General features: G+C 68.4%; 18 protein-coding genes. 14 read left to right on the top strand and 4 right to left on the bottom strand.

Features of this window, described 5'->3' with window-relative positions:
• Window positions 1-200 precede the first annotated feature (200 nt).
• Genes AC2YHB_RS04020 through AC2YHB_RS04005 form a run of 4 tightly spaced genes read left to right on the top strand, consistent with a single transcriptional unit; the run spans window position 201 to window position 5,823 of the window.
• Window positions 201-1,412 (top strand): acetyl-CoA C-acetyltransferase, encoded by a 1,212-nt coding sequence (locus AC2YHB_RS04020; RefSeq protein WP_487353549.1) that lies wholly within the window; start codon window positions 201-203, stop codon window positions 1,410-1,412.
• Window positions 1,413-1,450: 38 nt separating this feature from the next.
• Window positions 1,451-3,619 (top strand): 3-hydroxyacyl-CoA dehydrogenase NAD-binding domain-containing protein, encoded by a 2,169-nt coding sequence (locus AC2YHB_RS04015; RefSeq protein WP_487353548.1) that lies wholly within the window; start codon window positions 1,451-1,453, stop codon window positions 3,617-3,619.
• A complete protein-coding gene (locus tag AC2YHB_RS04010; protein ID WP_487353547.1) occupies window positions 3,616-4,647 on the top strand; it encodes a TIGR03617 family F420-dependent LLM class oxidoreductase in 1,032 nt (343 codons plus the stop codon). Before AC2YHB_RS04015 ends, AC2YHB_RS04010 begins: the two co-directional genes overlap by 4 nt.
• 21 nt (window positions 4,648-4,668) lie before the next feature.
• Window positions 4,669-5,823 (top strand): acyl-CoA dehydrogenase family protein, encoded by a 1,155-nt coding sequence (locus AC2YHB_RS04005; protein WP_487353546.1) that lies wholly within the window; start codon window positions 4,669-4,671, stop codon window positions 5,821-5,823.
• A 57-nt stretch (window positions 5,824-5,880) separates the two neighbouring features.
• On the opposite strand, the gene AC2YHB_RS04000 is transcribed toward AC2YHB_RS04005, so the two are convergent.
• From AC2YHB_RS04000 to AC2YHB_RS03985, 4 genes are all read right to left on the bottom strand, one after another.
• Window positions 5,881-6,720 carry a hypothetical protein gene (locus AC2YHB_RS04000; RefSeq protein ID WP_487353545.1) on the bottom strand — a complete coding sequence of 280 codons (840 nt, stop codon included), beginning with the start codon at window positions 6,718-6,720 and terminating at the stop codon, window positions 5,881-5,883.
• A gap of 19 nt (window positions 6,721-6,739) precedes the next feature.
• Window positions 6,740-7,063, bottom strand: a complete 324-nt coding sequence (locus AC2YHB_RS03995) for a DMT family transporter (protein ID WP_487353544.1) — start codon at window positions 7,061-7,063, stop codon at window positions 6,740-6,742.
• A gap of 117 nt (window positions 7,064-7,180) precedes the next feature.
• The gene (locus AC2YHB_RS03990; protein ID WP_487353543.1) at window positions 7,181-8,416 is read right to left on the bottom strand and encodes an acyl-CoA dehydrogenase family protein; all 1,236 of its coding nucleotides are present in this window, start codon (window positions 8,414-8,416) and stop codon (window positions 7,181-7,183) included.
• 32 nt (window positions 8,417-8,448) lie between these two features.
• The gene (locus AC2YHB_RS03985) at window positions 8,449-8,862 is read right to left on the bottom strand and encodes an SCP2 sterol-binding domain-containing protein (protein WP_487353542.1); all 414 of its coding nucleotides are present in this window, start codon (window positions 8,860-8,862) and stop codon (window positions 8,449-8,451) included.
• Window positions 8,863-9,187: 325 nt separating this feature from the next.
• Between AC2YHB_RS03985 and AC2YHB_RS03980 the strand changes: the two genes are divergently transcribed.
• The 10 genes from AC2YHB_RS03980 (at window position 9,188) to AC2YHB_RS03935 (ending at window position 19,110) form a co-directional block, all read left to right on the top strand.
• Entirely contained in the window at window positions 9,188-9,649 is a 462-nt protein-coding gene (locus AC2YHB_RS03980) for a nuclear transport factor 2 family protein (protein WP_487353541.1), read from the top strand.
• Between the two features lie 23 nt (window positions 9,650-9,672).
• On the top strand, window positions 9,673-10,134 hold the full coding sequence (locus tag AC2YHB_RS03975; protein ID WP_487353540.1) for a nuclear transport factor 2 family protein: 462 nt from the start codon (window positions 9,673-9,675) through the stop codon (window positions 10,132-10,134).
• 230 nt (window positions 10,135-10,364) lie between these two features.
• Window positions 10,365-11,924: an AMP-binding protein gene (locus AC2YHB_RS03970; RefSeq protein WP_487353539.1), complete on the top strand. Its 1,560-nt coding sequence runs from the start codon at window positions 10,365-10,367 to the stop codon at window positions 11,922-11,924.
• A 32-nt stretch (window positions 11,925-11,956) separates the two neighbouring features.
• On the top strand, window positions 11,957-13,462 hold the full coding sequence (locus AC2YHB_RS03965; protein ID WP_487353538.1) for an aldehyde dehydrogenase family protein: 1,506 nt from the start codon (window positions 11,957-11,959) through the stop codon (window positions 13,460-13,462).
• A gap of 27 nt (window positions 13,463-13,489) precedes the next feature.
• Window positions 13,490-14,746, top strand: coding sequence for a bifunctional 3,4-dihydroxy-2-butanone-4-phosphate synthase/GTP cyclohydrolase II (locus tag AC2YHB_RS03960; RefSeq protein WP_487353537.1), 1,257 nt, complete (start codon window positions 13,490-13,492; stop codon window positions 14,744-14,746).
• Window positions 14,743-15,261 (top strand): flavin reductase family protein, encoded by a 519-nt coding sequence (locus AC2YHB_RS03955; protein ID WP_487353536.1) that lies wholly within the window; start codon window positions 14,743-14,745, stop codon window positions 15,259-15,261. Before AC2YHB_RS03960 ends, AC2YHB_RS03955 begins: the two co-directional genes overlap by 4 nt.
• Window positions 15,258-16,118: an MlaE family ABC transporter permease gene (locus tag AC2YHB_RS03950; protein ID WP_487353535.1), complete on the top strand. Its 861-nt coding sequence runs from the start codon at window positions 15,258-15,260 to the stop codon at window positions 16,116-16,118. Before AC2YHB_RS03955 ends, AC2YHB_RS03950 begins: the two co-directional genes overlap by 4 nt.
• A gap of 5 nt (window positions 16,119-16,123) precedes the next feature.
• Window positions 16,124-16,987 carry an ABC transporter permease gene (locus AC2YHB_RS03945; protein ID WP_487353534.1) on the top strand — a complete coding sequence of 288 codons (864 nt, stop codon included), beginning with the start codon at window positions 16,124-16,126 and terminating at the stop codon, window positions 16,985-16,987.
• A gap of 43 nt (window positions 16,988-17,030) precedes the next feature.
• Window positions 17,031-17,876, top strand: coding sequence for an ABC transporter ATP-binding protein (locus AC2YHB_RS03940; RefSeq protein ID WP_487353533.1), 846 nt, complete (start codon window positions 17,031-17,033; stop codon window positions 17,874-17,876).
• Between the two features lie 10 nt (window positions 17,877-17,886).
• Window positions 17,887-19,110 carry an MlaD family protein gene (locus AC2YHB_RS03935; protein WP_487353532.1) on the top strand — a complete coding sequence of 408 codons (1,224 nt, stop codon included), beginning with the start codon at window positions 17,887-17,889 and terminating at the stop codon, window positions 19,108-19,110.

Genomic DNA, 19,110 nt, shown 5'->3' with positions numbered 1-19,110 from the left:
GTTCCGTCGAAGACGCAGTCACGTCGCGAGTGAATCCCATTGCCCGGTGTCACAGATCCTCCTCGGGGATGAACTTCCTGCGGCCACCGGGGGAGGCGACGCAGACCCCTCCGCAGTCGAGGGAATCTCCCCCTCGGGTGTGATGCCGCTCCTCTGCCGCGCTCCTACCGTCGATCGGGCCGACCGACGAAGGAGCACGCATGACGCACGAGGCGTTCATTTACGAGGCGATCCGCACCCCCCGGGGGCGGGGGAAGAAGGGTGCCCTGCACGGGACCAAGCCGGTCGACCTCGTCGTCGGCCTCGTCGATGAGGTACGACGCCGGCTGCCCGGCCTCGACCCCGCGGTCATCGACGACATCGTGCTCGGCGTCGTGACTCCCATCGGCGAGCAGGGGGGCGACATCGCCAAGGCGGTCGCTCAGGTCTCCGGCCTGCCCGAGACCGTCGCCGGCGTGCAGGTCAACCGCTACTGCGCCTCCGGTCTCGAGGCCACCAACCTCGCTGCCGCCAAGGTGCGCTCCGGGTGGGACCGGATGGTGCTCGCCGGCGGCGTGGAGTCGATGTCGCGCGTTCCGATGATGTCCGACGGTGGCGCCCTGTTCACGGACCCGACCACGACGTACGACCACCACTTCGTCCCGCAGGGCATCGGTGCGGACCTCATCGCCACGATCGAGGGCTTCAGCCGTGAGGACGTGGACGCGTATGCCGTCGAGTCCCAGGATCGCGCCGAGGTGGCCTGGGCGGATGGTCGTTTCAAGCGGTCGGTCGTCCCGGTTGTCGACCAGAACGGCGTGGTCGTGCTCGACCACGACGAGCACCGTCGTCCGGGATCGACCGTCGCGTCCCTCGGGCAGTTGGCGCCGTCGTTCGAGATGCCGGGCACCAAGCTCGGGTTCGATGCCGTCGCGCTGCAGAAGTACCACTGGTTGGAGCGGATCAACCACGTCCACACCGGCGCGAACTCATCGGGCATCGTCGACGGTGCCTCCCTGGTGCTGCTCGGCAGCGAGCAGGCTGGCAAGGACTTGAGCCTCGAGCCCCGCGGCCGGGTGGTCGCCACGGCGATCACGGCCGCCGACCCCACGATCATGCTCACCGGTCCGACGCCGGCCACGCAGAAGGTGCTCGCCACCGCTGGTCTGACCCTTGACGACATCGACCTCTTCGAGCTCAACGAGGCCTTCGCGTCCGTCGTCCTGAAGTGGATGAAGGACCTCCGGATCCCGCACGAGAAGGTCAACGTCAACGGTGGCGCCATCGCCATGGGCCACCCGCTCGGGGCCACCGGCGGGATGCTCGTCTCCACCGTCCTCGACGAGCTCGAGCGCCGCCAGGAGCGGCGCGCGCTCGTCACGCTCTGCGTCGGCGGCGGCATGGGCATCGCCACCATCGTCGAGCGCGTCTGACCAGCGGCCAACCGGACCGACCCCACCGAGGAGCAGCAATGACCAGCGACCCCATCTTCACCTGGCGCAAGGACGACGACGGCGTCGTCGTCATCACGATCGACGACCCGACCCAGGACGTGAACACCGTCCACACCGGCTTCGTCGCGGAACTGACCGAGACGGTCGCCCGCCTGCAGGCCGAGCGTGACCAGATCGCCGGCGTGGTCCTCACCTCCGCCAAGTCCACCTTCGTCGCGGGTGGTGATCTCAACGAGATCGCCGCTCTCGGCCCAGAGGACGTGGCACGCTTCACCCACCACCTTGACCACCTGAAGGCGCAGCTGCGTGCTCTGGAGACTCTCGGCAAGCCGGTCGTCGCCGCCATCAACGGGTCGGCGCTCGGTGGAGGCCTCGAGCTGGCGCTCGCCACGCACCACCGGGTCGTCGTCGACTCGCCCAAGGTGCAGATCGGCCTGCCCGAGGTCGGCCTCGGACTGCTGCCGGCCAGCGGGGGGATCGTGCGCACCGTCCGTCTCGTCGGCGTGAAGCGCGCGCTCGACGAAGTGCTGCTCAGCGGTCGGCGATTCCGGCCGGCGCAGGCCCAGCCGCTCGGCCTCGTCGACGAGCTCGTGCCGTCGGTCGAGGACCTCCTCCCGCATGCCAAGCAGTGGATCGCCGATCACCCCGACGCCGTCCAGCCGTGGGATGCCAAGGGCTTCAGCGTCCCGGGGGGTACGGCGGCCAAGGGGGCGCTCGCAGCCGAGCTGCCCTTCCTGTCCTCGACCATGCGCGCTCGCACCGGCGGCGCGCCCGCACCGGCCGAGCGGGCCATCCTCGCCGCGGCCGTCGAGGGCGCAGGCGTCGACATCGAGGCCGCAGGTCGGATCGAGACTCGCTACTTCGTCGAGATCGCCACCGCGGCGATCGCGAAGAACCGCATCGGACTGACGTTCTTCGACATGCAGGAGATCAAGGGCGGTGCCAGCCGACCCTCCGGCCAGCCGACGTACCGCGCCTCGAAGCTGGGCGTTGTCGGTGCCGGCATGATGGGCGCCGGCATCGCGTACGCCGCTGCGAAGGTCGGCATCGAGGTGGTCCTCGTCGACACCTCACTCGAGGCCGCGGAGAAGGGACGTGCCTACTCGGCCAAGGTCGAGAGCAAGGCGGTTGCCCGTGGGCAGCGCAAGCAGGAGGACGTCGACGCGCTCGTCGCGCGGATCACGGCGACCGACGACATCGCCGACCTGGCGGACGTCGACTTCGTCATCGAGGCAGTGTTCGAGAACGCTGCGCTCAAGGCCGAGATCTTCGGCAAGGTGGAGAAGGTCGTCCGCCCGGACGCAGTGCTGGGTTCGAACACCTCGACCCTGCCGATCACCTCGTTGGCGGCGGCCGTCGGGCGCCCCGAGGACTTCGTCGGCGTCCACTTCTTCTCGCCGGTCGACAAGATGCCCCTGGTGGAGATCATCCGCGGGGAGAACACCTCGGACGCCACCCTCGCCAGGGCCTTCGACCTGGTCCTGCAGCTCGGCAAGACGCCGATCGTCGTCAACGACAGCCGCGGCTTCTTCACCAGCCGCGTCATCATCGCCCGACTCAACGAGGCCGTCGCAATGATCGGCGAGGGCATCGCGCCCGCGAGCATCGAGCAGGCATCGCTGCAGGCCGGCTACCCGGCCGGCGCGCTCCAGCTCCTCGACGAGCTGACGCTGACGCTGCCCCGCGCGGTGCGCGAGGAGGCGCGCGCTGCTGCCGCGGCAGCGGGCCAGGAGTGGGTGGCGCACCCGAGCCACCCCGTCTTCGACCGGCTCATCGACGACCTCGGACGAGTGGGTCGCGCTGGCGGCGGCGGCTTCTACGACTATGACGACCAGGGTCGGCGCAACGGCTTCTGGCCGGGCCTCGCCGAAGCCTTCCCGCCCACTGCCGCGGTCCCTGCGCTCCGAGACCTGTCCGAGCGGCTGCTCTTCGCCGAGGTGCTCGAGGCGTGGGCCGCTCACGCGGAAGGCGTGATCGAGGCGCCTGCGGATGCCAACGTGGGCTCCCTGCTCGGTATCGGCTTCCCGGCGTGGACGGGCGGTGTGCTCCGCTTCCTCGACCAGTACGACGGCGGGCGCGCCGGCTTCGTCGCGCGCGCCGAGCAGCTCGCCGAGCGCTACGGCGCGAGGTTCCAGCCTCCCGCCTCACTGCTCGCATCGGTGGAACAGGCGGAGCTCAGCGCATGAAGGTCGACGCCAACATCGGGGGTCAGATCGACGGCTCCGATGGTGGCGACTTCGCCGGCCTGGTCGAGCAGGTCTCGACGGCAGCCCGCTGCGGCTACCACGGCGTGTGGAGCACGGAGGTCGGCCGAGACCCGTTCCTCCCGCCACTGCTGGCGGCTGAGCACGCCCCGCAGTTGACCGTGGGCACTGCGGTGGCCGTGGCCTTCGCCCGCAGCCCGATGACGACGGCGTCGTCGGCGTACGACCTCCAGTCGTTCAGCCGGGGTCGGTTCGTCCTCGGCCTGGGCACCCAGGTGAAGGCCCACATCGAGCGGCGCTACAGCATGCCGTGGTCGCAGCCGGCCGCCCGGATGACGGAGTACATCGCTGCCCTGCACGCGATCTGGGACAGCTGGGAGACCGGTGAGCGCCTGGACTTCCGCGGGGACTTCTACAGCCACACGCTGATGACGCCCATGTTCAGTCCCTCGCGGCACGAGTGGGGACGGCCACCGGTGATGCTGGCGGCGGTAGGGCCACGGATGACCGAGGTCGCCGCGTCCTGGGCGGACGGGCTCTTCGTGCACGGCTTCACCACGGAGCGCTATCTGCGTGATGTCACGCTTCCACTCATCGAGAAGACGCTGGCGGACAACGGCCGCGAGCGTCGCTCTTTCACCGTCGCCTACCCGGGCATGGTGGCCACGGGCACGACCGACGAACAGCTGGCAGTGGCCGTCGCGGCGGTGCGGCACCAGCTCGCCTTCTACGGCGCCACGCCCGCATACCGATCGGTGCTCGACCAGCACGGCTGGGGAGGGCTGCACGAGGAGCTGCACCGCCTTTCGGTCACGCAACGCTGGCAGGAGATGGACGCGCTCATCGACGACGAGGTGCTGAACGCCTTCGCCGTCGTCGGCACGCCCGAGGAGGCAGCAGCGCAGGTCCGTCGCCGCTTCGCTGACGTGATCGACAGGTTCACCCTCTACACCCCGTACCCGCTCGACGCCGGGACGCGTGCCCAGGTGGTCGAGGGACTCATCGCCTGACTGGGCGGAAGGAGCTGCACGATGGACTTCCAGGTGACCGAGGAGGACCGTGCCCTCCGGTCGGCCGTGCGTGCGATCAGCGCGCGTTACGGCAACGAGTACTACACGAAGAAGGCGGAAGCACGGGAGTTCACCGAGGAGCTGTGGCTCGAGCTCGGTGCCCACGGCTACATCGGCATCAACATCCCCGAGGAGTACGGCGGGGGAGGCGCCGGTCTCTCCGAGCTGGCAGCCGTGGTCGAGGAGACCGGAGCGGCCGGCTGCCCCCTGCTGCTCCTGCTCGTCGCGAGCGCGATCAGCGGTGAGGTCATCGCCGAGTTCGGCTCGCCCGAGCAGAAGGCCGAGTGGCTGCCCCGTCTCGCGAACGGCACCGGACGGGTGGTCTTCGCGATCACGGAACCCGACGCTGGATCCAACGCCCACGAGATCTCGACGACGGCCCGGCGTGATGGGGACGAGTGGATCCTCAACGGGACCAAGCACTACATCTCCGGCATCGACGTCGCCGACGCGGTTCTCGTGGTTGCGCGCACGGGGACCGACCCCAGGACGGGAGCCGCGGCGCTCTCCCTCTTCGTCGTCGACACCGACGAGCCAGGGCTGGTTGCGCAGCCGTTGCCCGTGTCGGTCACTCTCCCGGAGCGGCAGTACACGCTCTTCTTCGACGACGTCCGCGTCCCCGCCGGACGACTCGTCGGGGAGGAAGGAGCCGGCTTCAAGCAGGTCTTCCACGGCCTCAATCCCGAGCGGGTCACCGGCGCCGCGCTGCTGGTCGGCATCGGCCGCTATGCCCTGTCGCGAGCAGCCGACTATGCCAACCAGCGAGCCGTCTGGGGCACGCCGATCGGCGCCCACCAGGGCGTGGCCCACGCCTTGGCCGCGGCGCGCATCGAGGTCGAGGCCGCCGCACTCATGACGGCCCGCGCCGCGTGGCTCCACGACCAGCGACAGCCGGCGGGCGAGGCGGCCAACATGGCCAAGTACCTGGCCGCCGAGGCAGCGCTGTCGGCGCTCGACGCCGCCATCCAGTGCCACGGCGGCAACGGCGTCGCCGCGGAGTACAGCCTCATCCCGCTGTGGGGGCTGGCCCGCGTGCTCCGCATCGCGCCGGTGAACCGGGAGATGATCCTGAACTTCGTCGCCCAGCACTCGCTCGGCCTGCCGCGTTCGTACTGAAACAAACAGCACCGCCCCGGATCCTTTCGAAGGATCCGGGGCGGTGCTGTCTGTCGTTCAGGCCGGTAGCGGGACCGGCTCCTCGTTCTTCTCCGCGCCGACCGGCTCGATGCCCCCGTCAGCCTGCGGCAGGAACTTGCTGGCCCCGTTCACGGCGAGGGCGCACAGACCGATCGTGAGGAAGGTCGCTCCCCAGACCAGACCGCTCGAGAAGTGCGCGGGCTCCATGTGCAGGGCGATGATGATCGGAGAGCCGATGCCGAAGTTCGCCCCGAAGAAGGAGATCGGGAAGGCTGCGAGCAGGGCGGTCAGACCCCAGCCAGTCTGGACCCGCTTCCAGATCTGGACCGCCAGAACAGTGAAGAGGATGACCTGCGTGCCCTCGAGGACACCGATGACCAACGGGTACTCCCCGATGCGCAGCTCATAGGGGCCGTAGTAGGTGTAGACGGTCTTGGTGCCGATGACCTCGAACACGCAGGACGTCGCGATCTCGGCGAGCCAGATCAGGAACAGGCCTCGCTTGCCGAGACGGCCCTCGTACATCCGTCGGCCGGCGTACAGGCAGGCGCTCGCGTAGAGGATGACGTAACCGCTGTGCGACCAGTTCGGCTGGACCACGCCGAACGCCGTGTAGTGCGACCACATCGCGCCGGGCTCGCCGTTGTGGACGTCGTAGAACCAGAGGTCGAAGGCGACGTCGTAGAGCGGCTCGGCAAAGGCAGCGATGCAGGCCGCCACACAGGCCAGGACGTAGAACGGCGTGCGCTGCTGGACCCCCATGCGCACGGCGAGGACGAGCATGATGGCGACGATCCCCCAGCTCGCGAAGGTGAAGATCTGCTGCCACACGAGGTCGAGCTCGTGTGCCATCACGTAGTCGGGCATTCTGCCCATGGTGTGCTCCTTTGATTGTTCAGGCGGAGTGGGCGCCGGACTGCACGAGTACGACGCCGACGGCCACCAGCACGATGCCGGCAGCCTGGGCGAGGGTCGGCCGCTCGTCGAATGCCACCGCACTGATGACCGCGATCAGCGAGATGCCGATGCCGCACCAGATGCTGTAGGCGACTGCGATCGCCATGCCGCGCTCCAACGCCTGCGACAGGGCGAAGAACGCGGCACCGTAACCGAGCACCACGACGATCGAGGGCAGCAGGATGGTGAATCCCTGTGTGCTCCGAAGGCTCAGCGTGGCGGCAGTCTCGGTCAGGATGGCGACTGCGAGCCAGATCCACATGAGGTCTCCTTTCGTGATGCGCGGAAGCCCGCCCGCTCTCGCCGAAGGGTGAACGAGAGAGCGGGCGGGCCGAGGAGGCTCGGCAGGTGAGCCTCCCGATGACGCCGGGTCAGAGCGTCAGTCAGCGAGCTCCTCGGGCGCCAGCAGCTGCTCACCGATGTAGGTGCACGACTGGTCGGCGTTGAGGGGCTGGAACATGGAAGCCGCGGAGTCGCGGTAGAGGCGCTCGAAGATGGCGCCCTTCTTGAAGGACGAACCACCGACGAGGCTCATCGCCCGCTTCGTCATGTGCATGACGTTCTCGGCGGTGAAGGTCTTGGCCAGGCCGATGTAGGGGAAGCGAAGCTCCACGGGCCAGTTGTCGTCGTCCCCGTCGATGAGCTCCTGGCAGGTGCGGTACACCACGCGTCGGGAGAGCTCGTTGCGCGAGGCCATGTCGCCGATGCCGTCGATGATGTGGCCGACGTTGGAGACCTTGGTCTCGGCCGAGGCGATGGCGCCGAAGGTGGCGCCGAGGGTCTTCTTCGACAGAACCTCCCGGGCCTCCTCGAGAACCCGGTACTGCATGCCGAGGTAGATGCTCGCGAACATCAGGGACGCCCACTCGAGGACACCGAAGGCACCGGAACGCCACTCGCAGATGAAGCCGTCCTCGGGGACGTAGAAGCCCTCGAAATGGATTGTCTGGGTGCCGGTGGCGTGCATGCCGAGCGCATCCCACGTCTTCTCGATGCGGATGCCGTCGCCCTGGCCCTTCGCGTCGACCTTGAAGTCGGCGATGAAGAAGCTCTCCTTCTCGACGCGCTCCTCGAAGGTGTCCGGAAGGTTGCCGTCGGCGTCGGTGATGGTGGCGTTGGTGGTGACGATGTTCGCCGCCTCGCACAGCGTTCCCCAGACCTTCTTGCCGTAGAGGCGCCAGCCGCCTTCGGGCTGCGGGACCGCGGTCATGTCGGCAAGACCGGAGAAGCCGGCTCGCTGCTCGGAGAACGGACCGAACATGATCTCGCCGTTCGCGACGCGACCGAGCCACTCCTTGTTCTGGGTCTCGCTCATCAGTCCCATCGTGATGCCCACCATGATGTAGTGCATGTTGTAGGCGAGGGTGATGGCGGAGTCGCCGCGCGAGAGCTCGCTGACGATCTTCGACGTCTGCAGGATGTCGGCGCCCAGGCCGCCGTACTCCTTCGGCACGTTCAGCGCACCGAGGCCGCTCTTCTTGAACTTCGGGATCGTCGACTTGGCGAACGTGTTCTTGCGGTCGTGCTCAGGGCCGATCTCGCGGAAGTAGTCCGAGAGCTCGGTAGCCTTCGCGAAGGCTGCCTCGAACTCGGCCTCGGTCATCTTGTCGGTCATGCTGGAACTCCTGTGGTGTGGGCGAGGCGGGGTCAGTCGACGACGAGGTCGTCGCGGCCGGCGTCCGCGAGAATCGCCTTGTAGGTGTCGAAGATCGGGCCGGTCAGTGGAAGCAGGCCGAGCGCGGTGGAGCGCTTGCCCTCGAGCTTGACCTTGCGCTGCGCCATGGCGAGGGTGAAGTTGAGCTTGCCCTGCCAGAAGCGGTTGGCGTTGTCGGAGCTCATCCGCAGCTGGACCGTGGACGGTGCGTCGACGGCGGCGTCGCCGCACAGCACCTTCTGGCCGGGGAAGTCGACGAGGATCGTCGCGTCCGGAGCGGTCTGGATGATCTTGACGACCAGCGTGCCGTCCTTCGTCGCCTCGACGAACGCGGGCTCGACGACGCAGGCCTCCATGGCCTTGCCGATGTAGGCGTAGACCTCGTCGGCGTCCTTGAAAGTGCTCACGTGGAACCTCCTGGTGAGACCCGGGCGAGGTGCTCGGGATGCCTGGGATGTGCCGAGCCGAATGGCCAGCGCTGCCGAAACTAGGCGGGCTGACGTGTGTCCGGCGTCACCCCCGAGGTGGCACTTTCACGTCCTTCCGGGTGTGCCGCCTCCGAAGCGTGTTGGGCGAACCACCGCTCAGCCGGTGTCGTGCCCCTCGTCCGACGGGCGTCGTTCATCCCTCGGTGTGAAGTACGCAACACGCACCCGACCTAGCGTCGGAGCCCAGGTTCGTGTGCCACCGGGGCGGCGGACCTCGCCCGAGGAACATCAACGAGGAGACCTCATGAACTACGCGTTCGCCGTCAAGTGGCTCAAGGCGTTCCGGGAGAGTGCAGAAGCGATCTGCGAGCTCTACGCCGACGACTTCGTCTTCGAGGACCCGATCCTCGACCAGTACCAGATCCGCGACAAGGGGGATCTCGGCCGGATCTTCGTGCTCTATGCCAACAAGGACCGCACCAACGGCCTGGGCGTCCACAACTTCCGCATCCGCGGCTACGAGGGCGACCACCGCAGCGGCCTGATCCGTTGGGAGTGGACGCCGGAGGACTGCGCGAACTTCATCGGCATCGACGTGCAGGGCAAGCCGTTCTTCGCGCAGGGACACACCTTCCACGTCTACGACGAGGACGGTCGGATCGTGCGCGAGTCGTCCTGGTGGGACTCCGGCTCGATCATGCACGACGTCGGTGTCCCCGGTGTGACCAGCACGCCCTTCCCTGCCGCCGAGCCGGCGCTCGCCTGACCACCCGAGAGGAATCCAGCACCATGACCGACATCGAGTACGCCAAGAAGTGGGCGGACACGCGCCAGAACGACCTCGCCGCGCACCGCGAGATGTACGCCGCCTCGGAGGACTTCGTCATCGAGGGCCGCAAGGTCAACGACCACCTCGGGGACACGGTGTCCACCGACGAGGAGTTCGAGCAGGACCTGGCCCTGTGGACCGACGGCCGGCAGACGATGACGGTGACCGAGGCCTTCGCCGGGAACGGGCACCTGATGATCCACTGGGACTACACGGTCGACGCCGACACGTACCGGGGCCTGCCGACCGACGGCAAGACCCTGAACAGCAAGGGCTCGACCTTCCTGCAGTTCGACGACGCCGGGAAGATCATCCTCGAGTCGACCTTCGTCAACGAGAACCCGCTCTTCCAGCAGCTGGGCCTTCCGATCATCACCCCGCACTACTGGGAGGAGGGCTTCGACCCCTCCTCGCTGGGCTGAACCCACGCCTCCCCACCACGGGCCGGGAACCGCTGGTTCCCGGCCCGTGGTGCGTCCGGACGAGGTCTGGCGAAAGGAGGAGGGGTTCACCCCAAGGGGGGGTTGGCTTCCTCCTCCGGGATGTCGTGTCCCACGTCACCCGAGACCTACGTTCGTGACGCACATCACCCGAGACGCAGTGAAGGGGCTCCGGCCCCCAGCAGCACCGAACACCCAAGAAGGCAGGAACCATGTGGGGCACACTCCCGGACGTCCTGGACAGGGCCTGTGGCTACTACCGTGACCAGGTCGCCATCATCGACGACGAGCGCCAGCTGACCTACCAGGAGCTGCGCGACCTCACGGACAAGATCGGCTCCGCGCTGGTGTCGCTGGGCGTCCAGAAGGGCCAGCGGGTCGGCCTGCTGCTCCCGAACTGCCTGGAGATCATCCCGAGCCAGCACGGCATCTGGAAGGCGGGCGCCGTGCTCGTGCAGATGCCGACCCGTGCCTCGGCATCGGTGCACCAGGCCAACCTCGCGCAGACCGAGGCGACCGCGCTGATCTACCACGCCTCGCTCGACGACGTCGTCGCCGCGATGCGGGACGAGCTGCCGAAGCTCACCACCTTCATCCGGGTCGGTGGCGACCCGTCCGAGTCGGGTGACCACGACTTCGCGACGCTGGTCGACAAGCAGGCCACCGGCCGCCCGGCCGTCGAGATCGACCAGCACGACGAGTGCTACGTGCTCTTCACCTCCGGCAGCACCGGCGAGCCCAAGGGCGTCATCCAGTCGCACTTCACGTGGGGGCACTACAGCATCACCGCCGGCCTCGAGATCGGCGACACCCGCTGGGGCGAGGTCTTCGCCCACGGCGCGCCGCTGACGCACTACACCCAGATCTTCGTGATGCCGACCTTCCTGCGCGGCGGAACCAACGTGATGCTGCACGGCCTCGAGGTGGAGCCGCTCCTGCAGAGCATCGAGAAGTACAAGGTCACCGCCACCGCCGTGGTGCCGACGATCATCTACCTGCTCCTCGACCACCCGAAGCGCAGTGACTACGACCTCTCGTCGCTCCACACGATGCTGTACGCCGGCTCGCCGATCTCGCCCGAGCGGCTTCGCCAGGCGCTGGAGGTCTTCGGGCAGATCTTCATCCAGGCCTACGCCGGCACCGAGCCCGGCTACATCTCCTGCATGCGCAAGACCGATCACCGGGTCGACAGCGACGAGGCGATCAACCGGCTCGCCTCGGGCGGCCGGCCGATCCCGTACGTCGAGGTCTCCATCCAGGACGACGACGACAACCCGCTCCCGGTCGGAGAGGTCGGGGAGGTCTGCTCGCGCCAGCTCGGCCAGATGCTCGGCTACGTCGACTCCTCGCGCAACGCGGAGGCGCTGCGCGGCGGATGGGTCCACACCGGCGACATCGGCAAGCTCGACGAGAACGGCTTCCTCTACATCGTCGACCGCAAGAAGGACATGGTCGTCAGCGGCGGCTTCAACGTCTTCCCCCGCCAGGTCGAGGACGTCATCGTCACCAACCCGGCCGTGGCCCAGGCCGCCGTCATCGGCGTCCCCCACGAGAAGTGGGGCGAGGCGGTGCATGCCTTCGTCGTCCGCAAGCCGGGTGCCGAGGTCAGCACCGAGGAGATCCAGGCGCAGGTGAAGGCCGAGCTCGGCGCGATCCCGTCGCCCAAGACCGTCGACTTCGTCGACGAGCTGCCCGTCAATCCCGCCGGCAAGGTCGACAAGAAGACCTTGCGGGCCCCGTTCTGGCAGGGCCGCGACCGCCAGGTCGGCTGAGCCACACCCACCCTGAGAGAAGAGAGCAGACCATGAGCGTTCCGCACTACGCGAACTACATCGACGGCGAGTGGGTCGACAACGGCCAGCCGCTCGAGGTGCGCAGCCCCGCCACCGGTGAGCTGGTCGCGACCGTCGCCAAGGGCGGCGTCGCCGAGATCGACGCAGCTGTCGCCGCGGCCAAGGCCGCCCACCGCGAGGGCACCTGGCGCAACACCCCGCCGGCCGAACGGGCCGCGATCATCAATGCGGTCGCCGCCGACCTCGGCGGACGGCTGGAGGAGCTGGCCGCGCTGCAGAGCCGCGAGAACGGCGCCACCATCCGGGTCACCGGCGCCCTGCACGTCGGCCTGTCGATCGCCAACATGCAGTTCATCGCCGCGCAGGCGGCCGAGTACGAGTTCGAGAAGGCCGGCCCGGAGATCGGTCCTGTCCCGGCGGAGGGCATCCTCCGGCGCGAGCCGCTTGGCGTCGTCGGCGCGATCGTGCCGTGGAACATCCCGCTCCTCACCATCGTCTGGAAGGTCACCCCGGCGCTGGCCGCCGGCAACACCGTCGTCCTCAAGCCGGACGAGCACGCCCCGCTGCTCGCACTCGAGCTCGCCAAGGCGTTCGAGGCGGCCGGCCTCCCCAAGGGTGTGCTGAACGTCGTCGTCGGCGACGGCCATGACGCCGGCGCCCGCCTCAGCCAGCACCCCGACGTGCGCAAGGTCGGCTTCACCGGCTCGACCGAGGTGGGCAAGGCCATCCTCGGCGCCTCGGCGGACAACATGAAGCGGGTCACCCTCGAGCTGGGCGGCAAGGGCCCGAACATCCTGCTCGACGACGCCGACCTGGACGTCGCCATCGACGGCGCGATCTATGCCTGCATGGCCAACAACGGCGAGGCCTGCGAGGCCGGCACCCGTCTCCTGGTCCCCAGCTCGAAGAAGGACGAGATCGTCGAGCGGCTCGTCGCCCGCGTCGGCACGATGAAGATCGGCGACCCGCTCGACCTCGCCACCGACATCGGCCCGCTGATCACGGCCGACCAGCGCGACCGCGTCCTCGCCCACATCGCCAAGGCCGAGACGCAGGGTGCGAAGGTCGCGATCGGCGGCGCGGCGCCTGCAGGTGACGAGTTCGCGAACGGCTACTTCGTCGAGCCCACCGTGCTCACCGACGTCACCCCCGACATGACGGTCGCCTGCGAAGAGGTCTTCGGTCCGGTCCTCAGCGTCCTCAGCTACGACACCGTGGAGGAGGCGATCGCCATCGCCAACGACACGGAGTACGGCCTCTCGGCCGGCGTCTGGGGAACCGACGAGGAGCGCGTACTCGACGTCGCCCGCCAGCTCGAGGCCGGGATGATCTACGTCAACGACTGGCACGTGCTGCACCCGGCGTACCCCTTCGGTGGCTATAAGCAGAGCGGTCTGGGCCGCGAGGGCGGTCCCAACGCGCTCGACGCGTACACGGAGCAGAAGTACATCTCCGTCGACCGCTCCGGCGGTGTCGAGAACAAGGCCTACGCCCTGGTGCTCGGCACCCCGGCCTGAGTCCTTTCCGCCGGGAGGAGGGCGACCATGGGTCCCTACGCAGGCCAGCACGACGGTGCGGCACGAGTCGAGGCAGCGATCGAGCGTTTGAAGCTCGGTCAGCCGGTCGTGGTCTTCGACGACGACGACCGGGAGAACGAGGGCGACCTCATCTGTGCCGCCGAGCTGATGACGGCCGAGACGATGGCCTTCATCGTGCAGCACACCAGCGGGCTGGTTTGCGTGGGGATGACGGGGGAGCGGCTCGACGAGCTCGGGCTGCCCCCCATGGTCGAGGCCGCGGACGACCCTCGTGGCACGGCTTTCACGGTCTCCGTGGACCTCAAGGGAGTGACCACCACCGGGATCTCCGCGGCCGACCGGGCGATCACCTCCCGCGCCCTCGCGAATCCGTTCGTGGCCGGCGAGCAGTTCAGCAAGCCAGGCCACATCTTCCCGCTGCGTGCCCGTCCGGGTGGCGTGCTGCAGCGCACCGGGCACACTGAGGCCGCGGTCGACCTCTGCGAGATGGCGGGCCTGTACCCCGCCGGCGTGCTCGCCGAGATCACCAACCCGGACGGGACGATGGCGCGGATGCCTGACTTGGTGCGGTTCGCGCGCCAGCACCAGCTGGTTCTGGTCTCGGTCGCCGACCTCGTCAGCTACCGGATGGCCCGCGAGGAGCTGGTGAGCTGCACGGCCGCGGCCCGCGTGCCGACCGACTTCGGTGACTTCACCGCTGCGACCTATCGGTCCGAGATCGACGGCACCGAGCACGTCGCCTTCATCCGTGGCCATGTCACGGGCAAGGCCAACGTCCTGGTCCGGGTCCACTCGGAGTGCCTGACGGGCGACGTCCTGGGCTCGCGTCGGTGCGACTGCGGCGAGCAACTCCAGCTGGCGCTCAAGACGGTCGCGGAGGCGGACTGCGGCGTCGTGCTGTACCTCCGCGGGCACGAGGGGCGGGGGATCGGTCTCACCCACAAGCTGCGGGCCTACCAGCTGCAGGACGAGGAAGGCCTCGACACGGTCGACGCCAACCTGGCGCTGGGGCTACCCGTCGACAGCCGTGAGTACGGCGTCGGCGCGCAGATCCTTCGCGACCTCGGCGTCTCCTCGATCCGCCTGATGAGCAACAACCCGGCGAAGTTCGCCGGGCTCTCCAACTACGGCATCACCATCTCCGAGCGCGTCCCGCTCCGGGTGACGCCCAACGTCCAGAACGCCGGCTACCTCCAGACCAAGTCGGCCCGCCTCGACCACGACCTCGACGCTGCCCCTGCGTCGGAACGGAGCGCATCATGACCAGCACGCTCGCACCCCTCGACACCGAGCAGAAGTTCCGCCAGGCTATGGCGGCGTTCCCCAGCGGCGTCACGATCATGACGACCACCGACGAGGACGGCGAGGCCCGCGGGTTCGCCGCCAGCTCGTTCTGCTCGGTCTCGTTGGACCCGGCGCTGGTCCTCGTCTGCATCGCCAAGACGGCCCAGTGCTACGAGGCCTTCATGGCCAACGACCAGTGGTCCATCCAGATGGCCGGCTCGGCCCATCTCGACCTGATCGAGCGCTTCGCCACGAAGGGAGCCGACAAGTTCGCCGGCGGCGAGTTCGTCCCCGACCACCGCGGTGTCCCGGTCCTGCTCGACGCGGCCGTCCTCATCGAGTGCGAGGCACACGCCCGGCTCGACGGAGGCGACCACACCATCCTCGTTGCGCGCGTCATCGAGGTCGACGTCGACGACCGGCCGCCGGTCCTCTACTTCCAGCGTGGCTTCCGGCACCTCGACCAGGTCGCCTTCGACGGGGCTCTCGGATGACGGCCCTGGAGGACCGCGTCGAGGCGGAGCCGCCTCCGCGCGAGCTGCCCGCCGGCGGCGCCTTGATGCAGAAGACGCCGTCGGGCGTGCAGCGGGTCGTCTCGGACATCGGCGAGTCCGGTCGGCTGCTGGCAAGGCTCGTGACGACCGCGGTCCGGGAGCCGCGCGGCTACTGGGGCGCGACCCGGGACGAGATGTACTCGATGCTGCGATTCTGCTGGCTCCCGGTGCTGCTGGCCGTCGGTGGCTTCACTTTCCTGATCGCCAACTACGCCTACGACCTGCTGAGCCTGCTCGGAGCGGGCAACCGGCTCGGCACCTACTTCGTCTTCGCGTCGATCCGGGAGATCTCGCCCTTCTGCACCGGCATGGCCGTCGCCGGCGTGATGGGGACGGCGATGACCGCCGACCTGGGAGCCCGGCGGATCCGTGAGGAACTGGATGCGCTGACCGTTCTCGGCGTCGACGCCGAGCGGACCCTCGTGCTGCCGCGCGTGCTGGCGATCACCGTGATGATGGTGCTCTTCAACATCTTGGGCAGCCTGTTGGGCATCGGCGTTGCCCTGGTCGCCGCCACCTGGCTCGGCGACACCTCGCCCGGTGCCTACATGGGCAACATCTTCGGCGCCCTCACCCTCCCCGAGCTCGGCGGCACGGTCATCAAGACGCTCATGGTCGGCCTCTTCATCGGAGTCGTCGCCGCCCACAAGGGCCTCACCGCGAAGGGCGGCGCCGAGGGCGTCGGCCGGGCGGTCAACGAAGCCGTTGTCCTCTCCTTCGCCGCCATCTGGGTCATCAACTTCGTCGTCAACGCGACGATGCTCGGCCTCTTCCCCGAAATGCTCATGAACAGGTGACCACCGTGACGACTACGACGACGCACGACACCGATCTCGACAACGACGAGACCGAGGAGCCAGCCACGAGCGGCTCCGGTGGCTTCGGCGGCTACAGCGACGGATCCTCGCTGGTCACCGATCTCGGGGACATCGCGACCTTCGGCCTGCACGTGGCTCGCTCGCTGCCCGCCGTGCGGATGCACGGTACCGAGGTGCTGCGGCAGGCCGGCATCTTCATCCTCAAGAGCACGCTGATCATCTGGTTCATGATGTGCATGCTGGCGGCGGAGATCGCACTGGAGGCGCACTACCTGCTCGCCCAGCTGGGCGCCGGCGGCTATACCGCGGTCTTCAGCTCGACGGCTGACTACACCGTGGCCCAGGAGATGTGGGGCTGGATCCTCGCTGCCAAGGTCGGCTGCGGCCTGGTCGCCGAGCTCGGCTCGATGCGGATCAGCGAGGAGATCGACGCGCTCGAGGTGATGGGCTTCGACTCCCTGGTCTACCTGGTCACCACGCGGGTCCTGGCGATCATGATCGTGACGCCGTTCATGTTCGTGGCCGGCACCGGCCTGATGTACATGCTCGGCTACTTCCTCAACGTGCACTACTTCCACAGCGTCTCCGCGGGTGGATACCTTTCCGTGTTCTGGTCCTTCACCACCCAGCAGGACCTCCTGCTCTCGCTCCTGGTGGCAGCGATCATGGGTTTCCTGATCGTTCTCGTCGGTTGCTACTACGGCTACAACGCCAGCGGCGGTCCCGTCGGTGTCGGCAAGGCGACCGCGAAGTCCATGGTCATCAACCTGGTCATCGTCAGCGTCCTCGGCGCCGTCTTCCAGCAGCTCTTCTTCGGCGCCCTCACGCGCGCTCCCATCAGCTTCTGACGTGCTCGGGCACGTCAACGACCGACGAAAGGCAGGACCCGCCATGACCACACAGGTCGCACCCGCGAACAACAACCACGCCTATTACGAGGACATCTACGCGAACGGCGTCATCGCCGATCCCGCGCCGCACCTGAGCCACAGTGTCCAGGTCAAGAACGTCAAGAAGTCCTTCGGTTCGTTCGACGTCCTGACCGGGCTCAACCTCAACTTCGTCGACGACGCCATCACCACGGTTCTCGGCCCTTCCGGGACCGGCAAGAGCGTGCTGCTCAAGCACATCGTCGGCCTGCTCGAGCCCGACTCGGGCGTGGTCGAGGTCTTCGACCGCGACATCTGGCGGATCTCGGACGCGGAGCGCCGGGAGATCCGCAAGCGGGTCGGCATCCTGTTCCAGGACGGCGCCCTGTTCGGCTCGATGAACATCTTCGACAACGTCGCCTTCCCGCTGCGCAAGCACACGCGCAAGCGCGAGTCCGAGGTCCGCAAGATCGTGATGGACCGGCTCGACGAGGTCGGCCTCACCAAGGCTGTCGGCAAGTTCCCGGGTGAGGTGTCCGGAGGCATGAAGAAGCGCGCGGGCTTCGCCCGGGCGCTGGTCCTCAACCCCAGCCTTGTGATGTTCGACGAGCCGGACTCGGGCCTCGACCCGGTCCGCACCAGCCTGCTCAACGACCTGATCCTCAAGGTGCACGCCGAGCACGGCGGCACCTACATCCTGGTGACCCACAACATCCCCACCGCGCGCAAGGTCAGCGACTACGTCGGCGTCGTGTGGAAGGGCAAGCTCATCCACTACGGCGAGACCGAAGAGGCCTTCAACACCGACATGCCGTTCGTGCACCAGTTCCTCTCCGGGGACTCCGTCGGCCCGCTCGGGATGGACTGAGGCCCGACTGATGCTCTCTCCACGTTGGATCGCGGGTGGCCTCGCGGCGACGGCAGTCGCCGGGGTGCTCCTCGTTCAGAAGCAGGACGGGTACGACGTCCAGCTGGTCATGCCCTCGGCGGCGCAGTTGTCGAAGCAGACGCCCGTCTGGATCGACGGCCGCCAGGTCGGTGAGGTCACGGACCTCGGCATCAAGGACGGCAAGGCCCTGGTCACGATCTCGATCGACGACGACGCCGCGCCACTGCACGCCGGGACCGTCACCCGCGTCGAGTGGGTGTCGGCCGTCGGCGAACGGGTCCTCACGGTCGAACCGGGACCGGACTCGAACGCCGAGATCCCCGAGGGCGCCTACGTCGAGGCGGCATCCAGCCAGGTCGAGGTCGACCAGGTGCTGGCCGCACTCGACTCCAAGACGCGCAAGCGCCTGTCCTCGCTGATCAGCCGGCTGCAGTCGACTGTCGACGGGCAGGAGGCACAGCTGAACAGCACCATCACCCAGGCGTCCGGCACCGTCGACGCGCTCGGCGAGGTGCTGCGCGCCGTCGGTGCCGACGGCCCGGCGATCCGCGCCATCGTCAAGGACCTGTCGTCCCTGCTGGACGCGAGCGCCGACCGTCGTACCCAGATCAGCGCCAGCGTGTCGAACCTCAGCGAGGTCGTGAGCTCGGTCGCGAGCGAGCAGGAGGCGATCAGCGCGATGCTGACGCAGCTTCCGTCCACGCTCGACACCGCGAGCACCACGCTCGGCAAGGTGCCGTCCGCGTCCAAGGAGACGGTCGGCCTGCTGGACGAGCTCGAGCCCTCGACGCAGCGGCTGCGCTCGGTGAGCAAGAACCTCGCTCCCGTGCTGGTCGATCTGCGCCCGACTGTCGCCGAGCTGCGTCCCTTGCTCGGCGCCGCCGACGAGCTGCTGCAACAGACCCCCGAGCTCCTGGACAGCAGCCACGCCGTGCTTCCCGACTTCAACGGGATGCTGTCGGACCTGGGGCCGGCGATCGCCTTCCTCCGGCCCTACACGCCCGACGGCGTCGGCGGCCTCTTCAACTGGGGCCAGGCCTTCGCGCCGTACGACGGCGCCGGGCACACCTGGGCCGGCTTGCTGGCGCCGGGCACCAACGCGCTCAACGAGAGCCTGGTGCCGCTGCCCACCGCACGGCAGAACCCGGAGCCCTACCCCGGGCAGGCCGAGGGCCAGCCGTGGATCGACGCGACCGGAAGCAAGGTGCAGTGA

The organism is Nocardioides sp. SRI_004, assembly GCF_057586415.1.
This window is presented reverse-complemented; position numbering and strand designations above follow the sequence as displayed.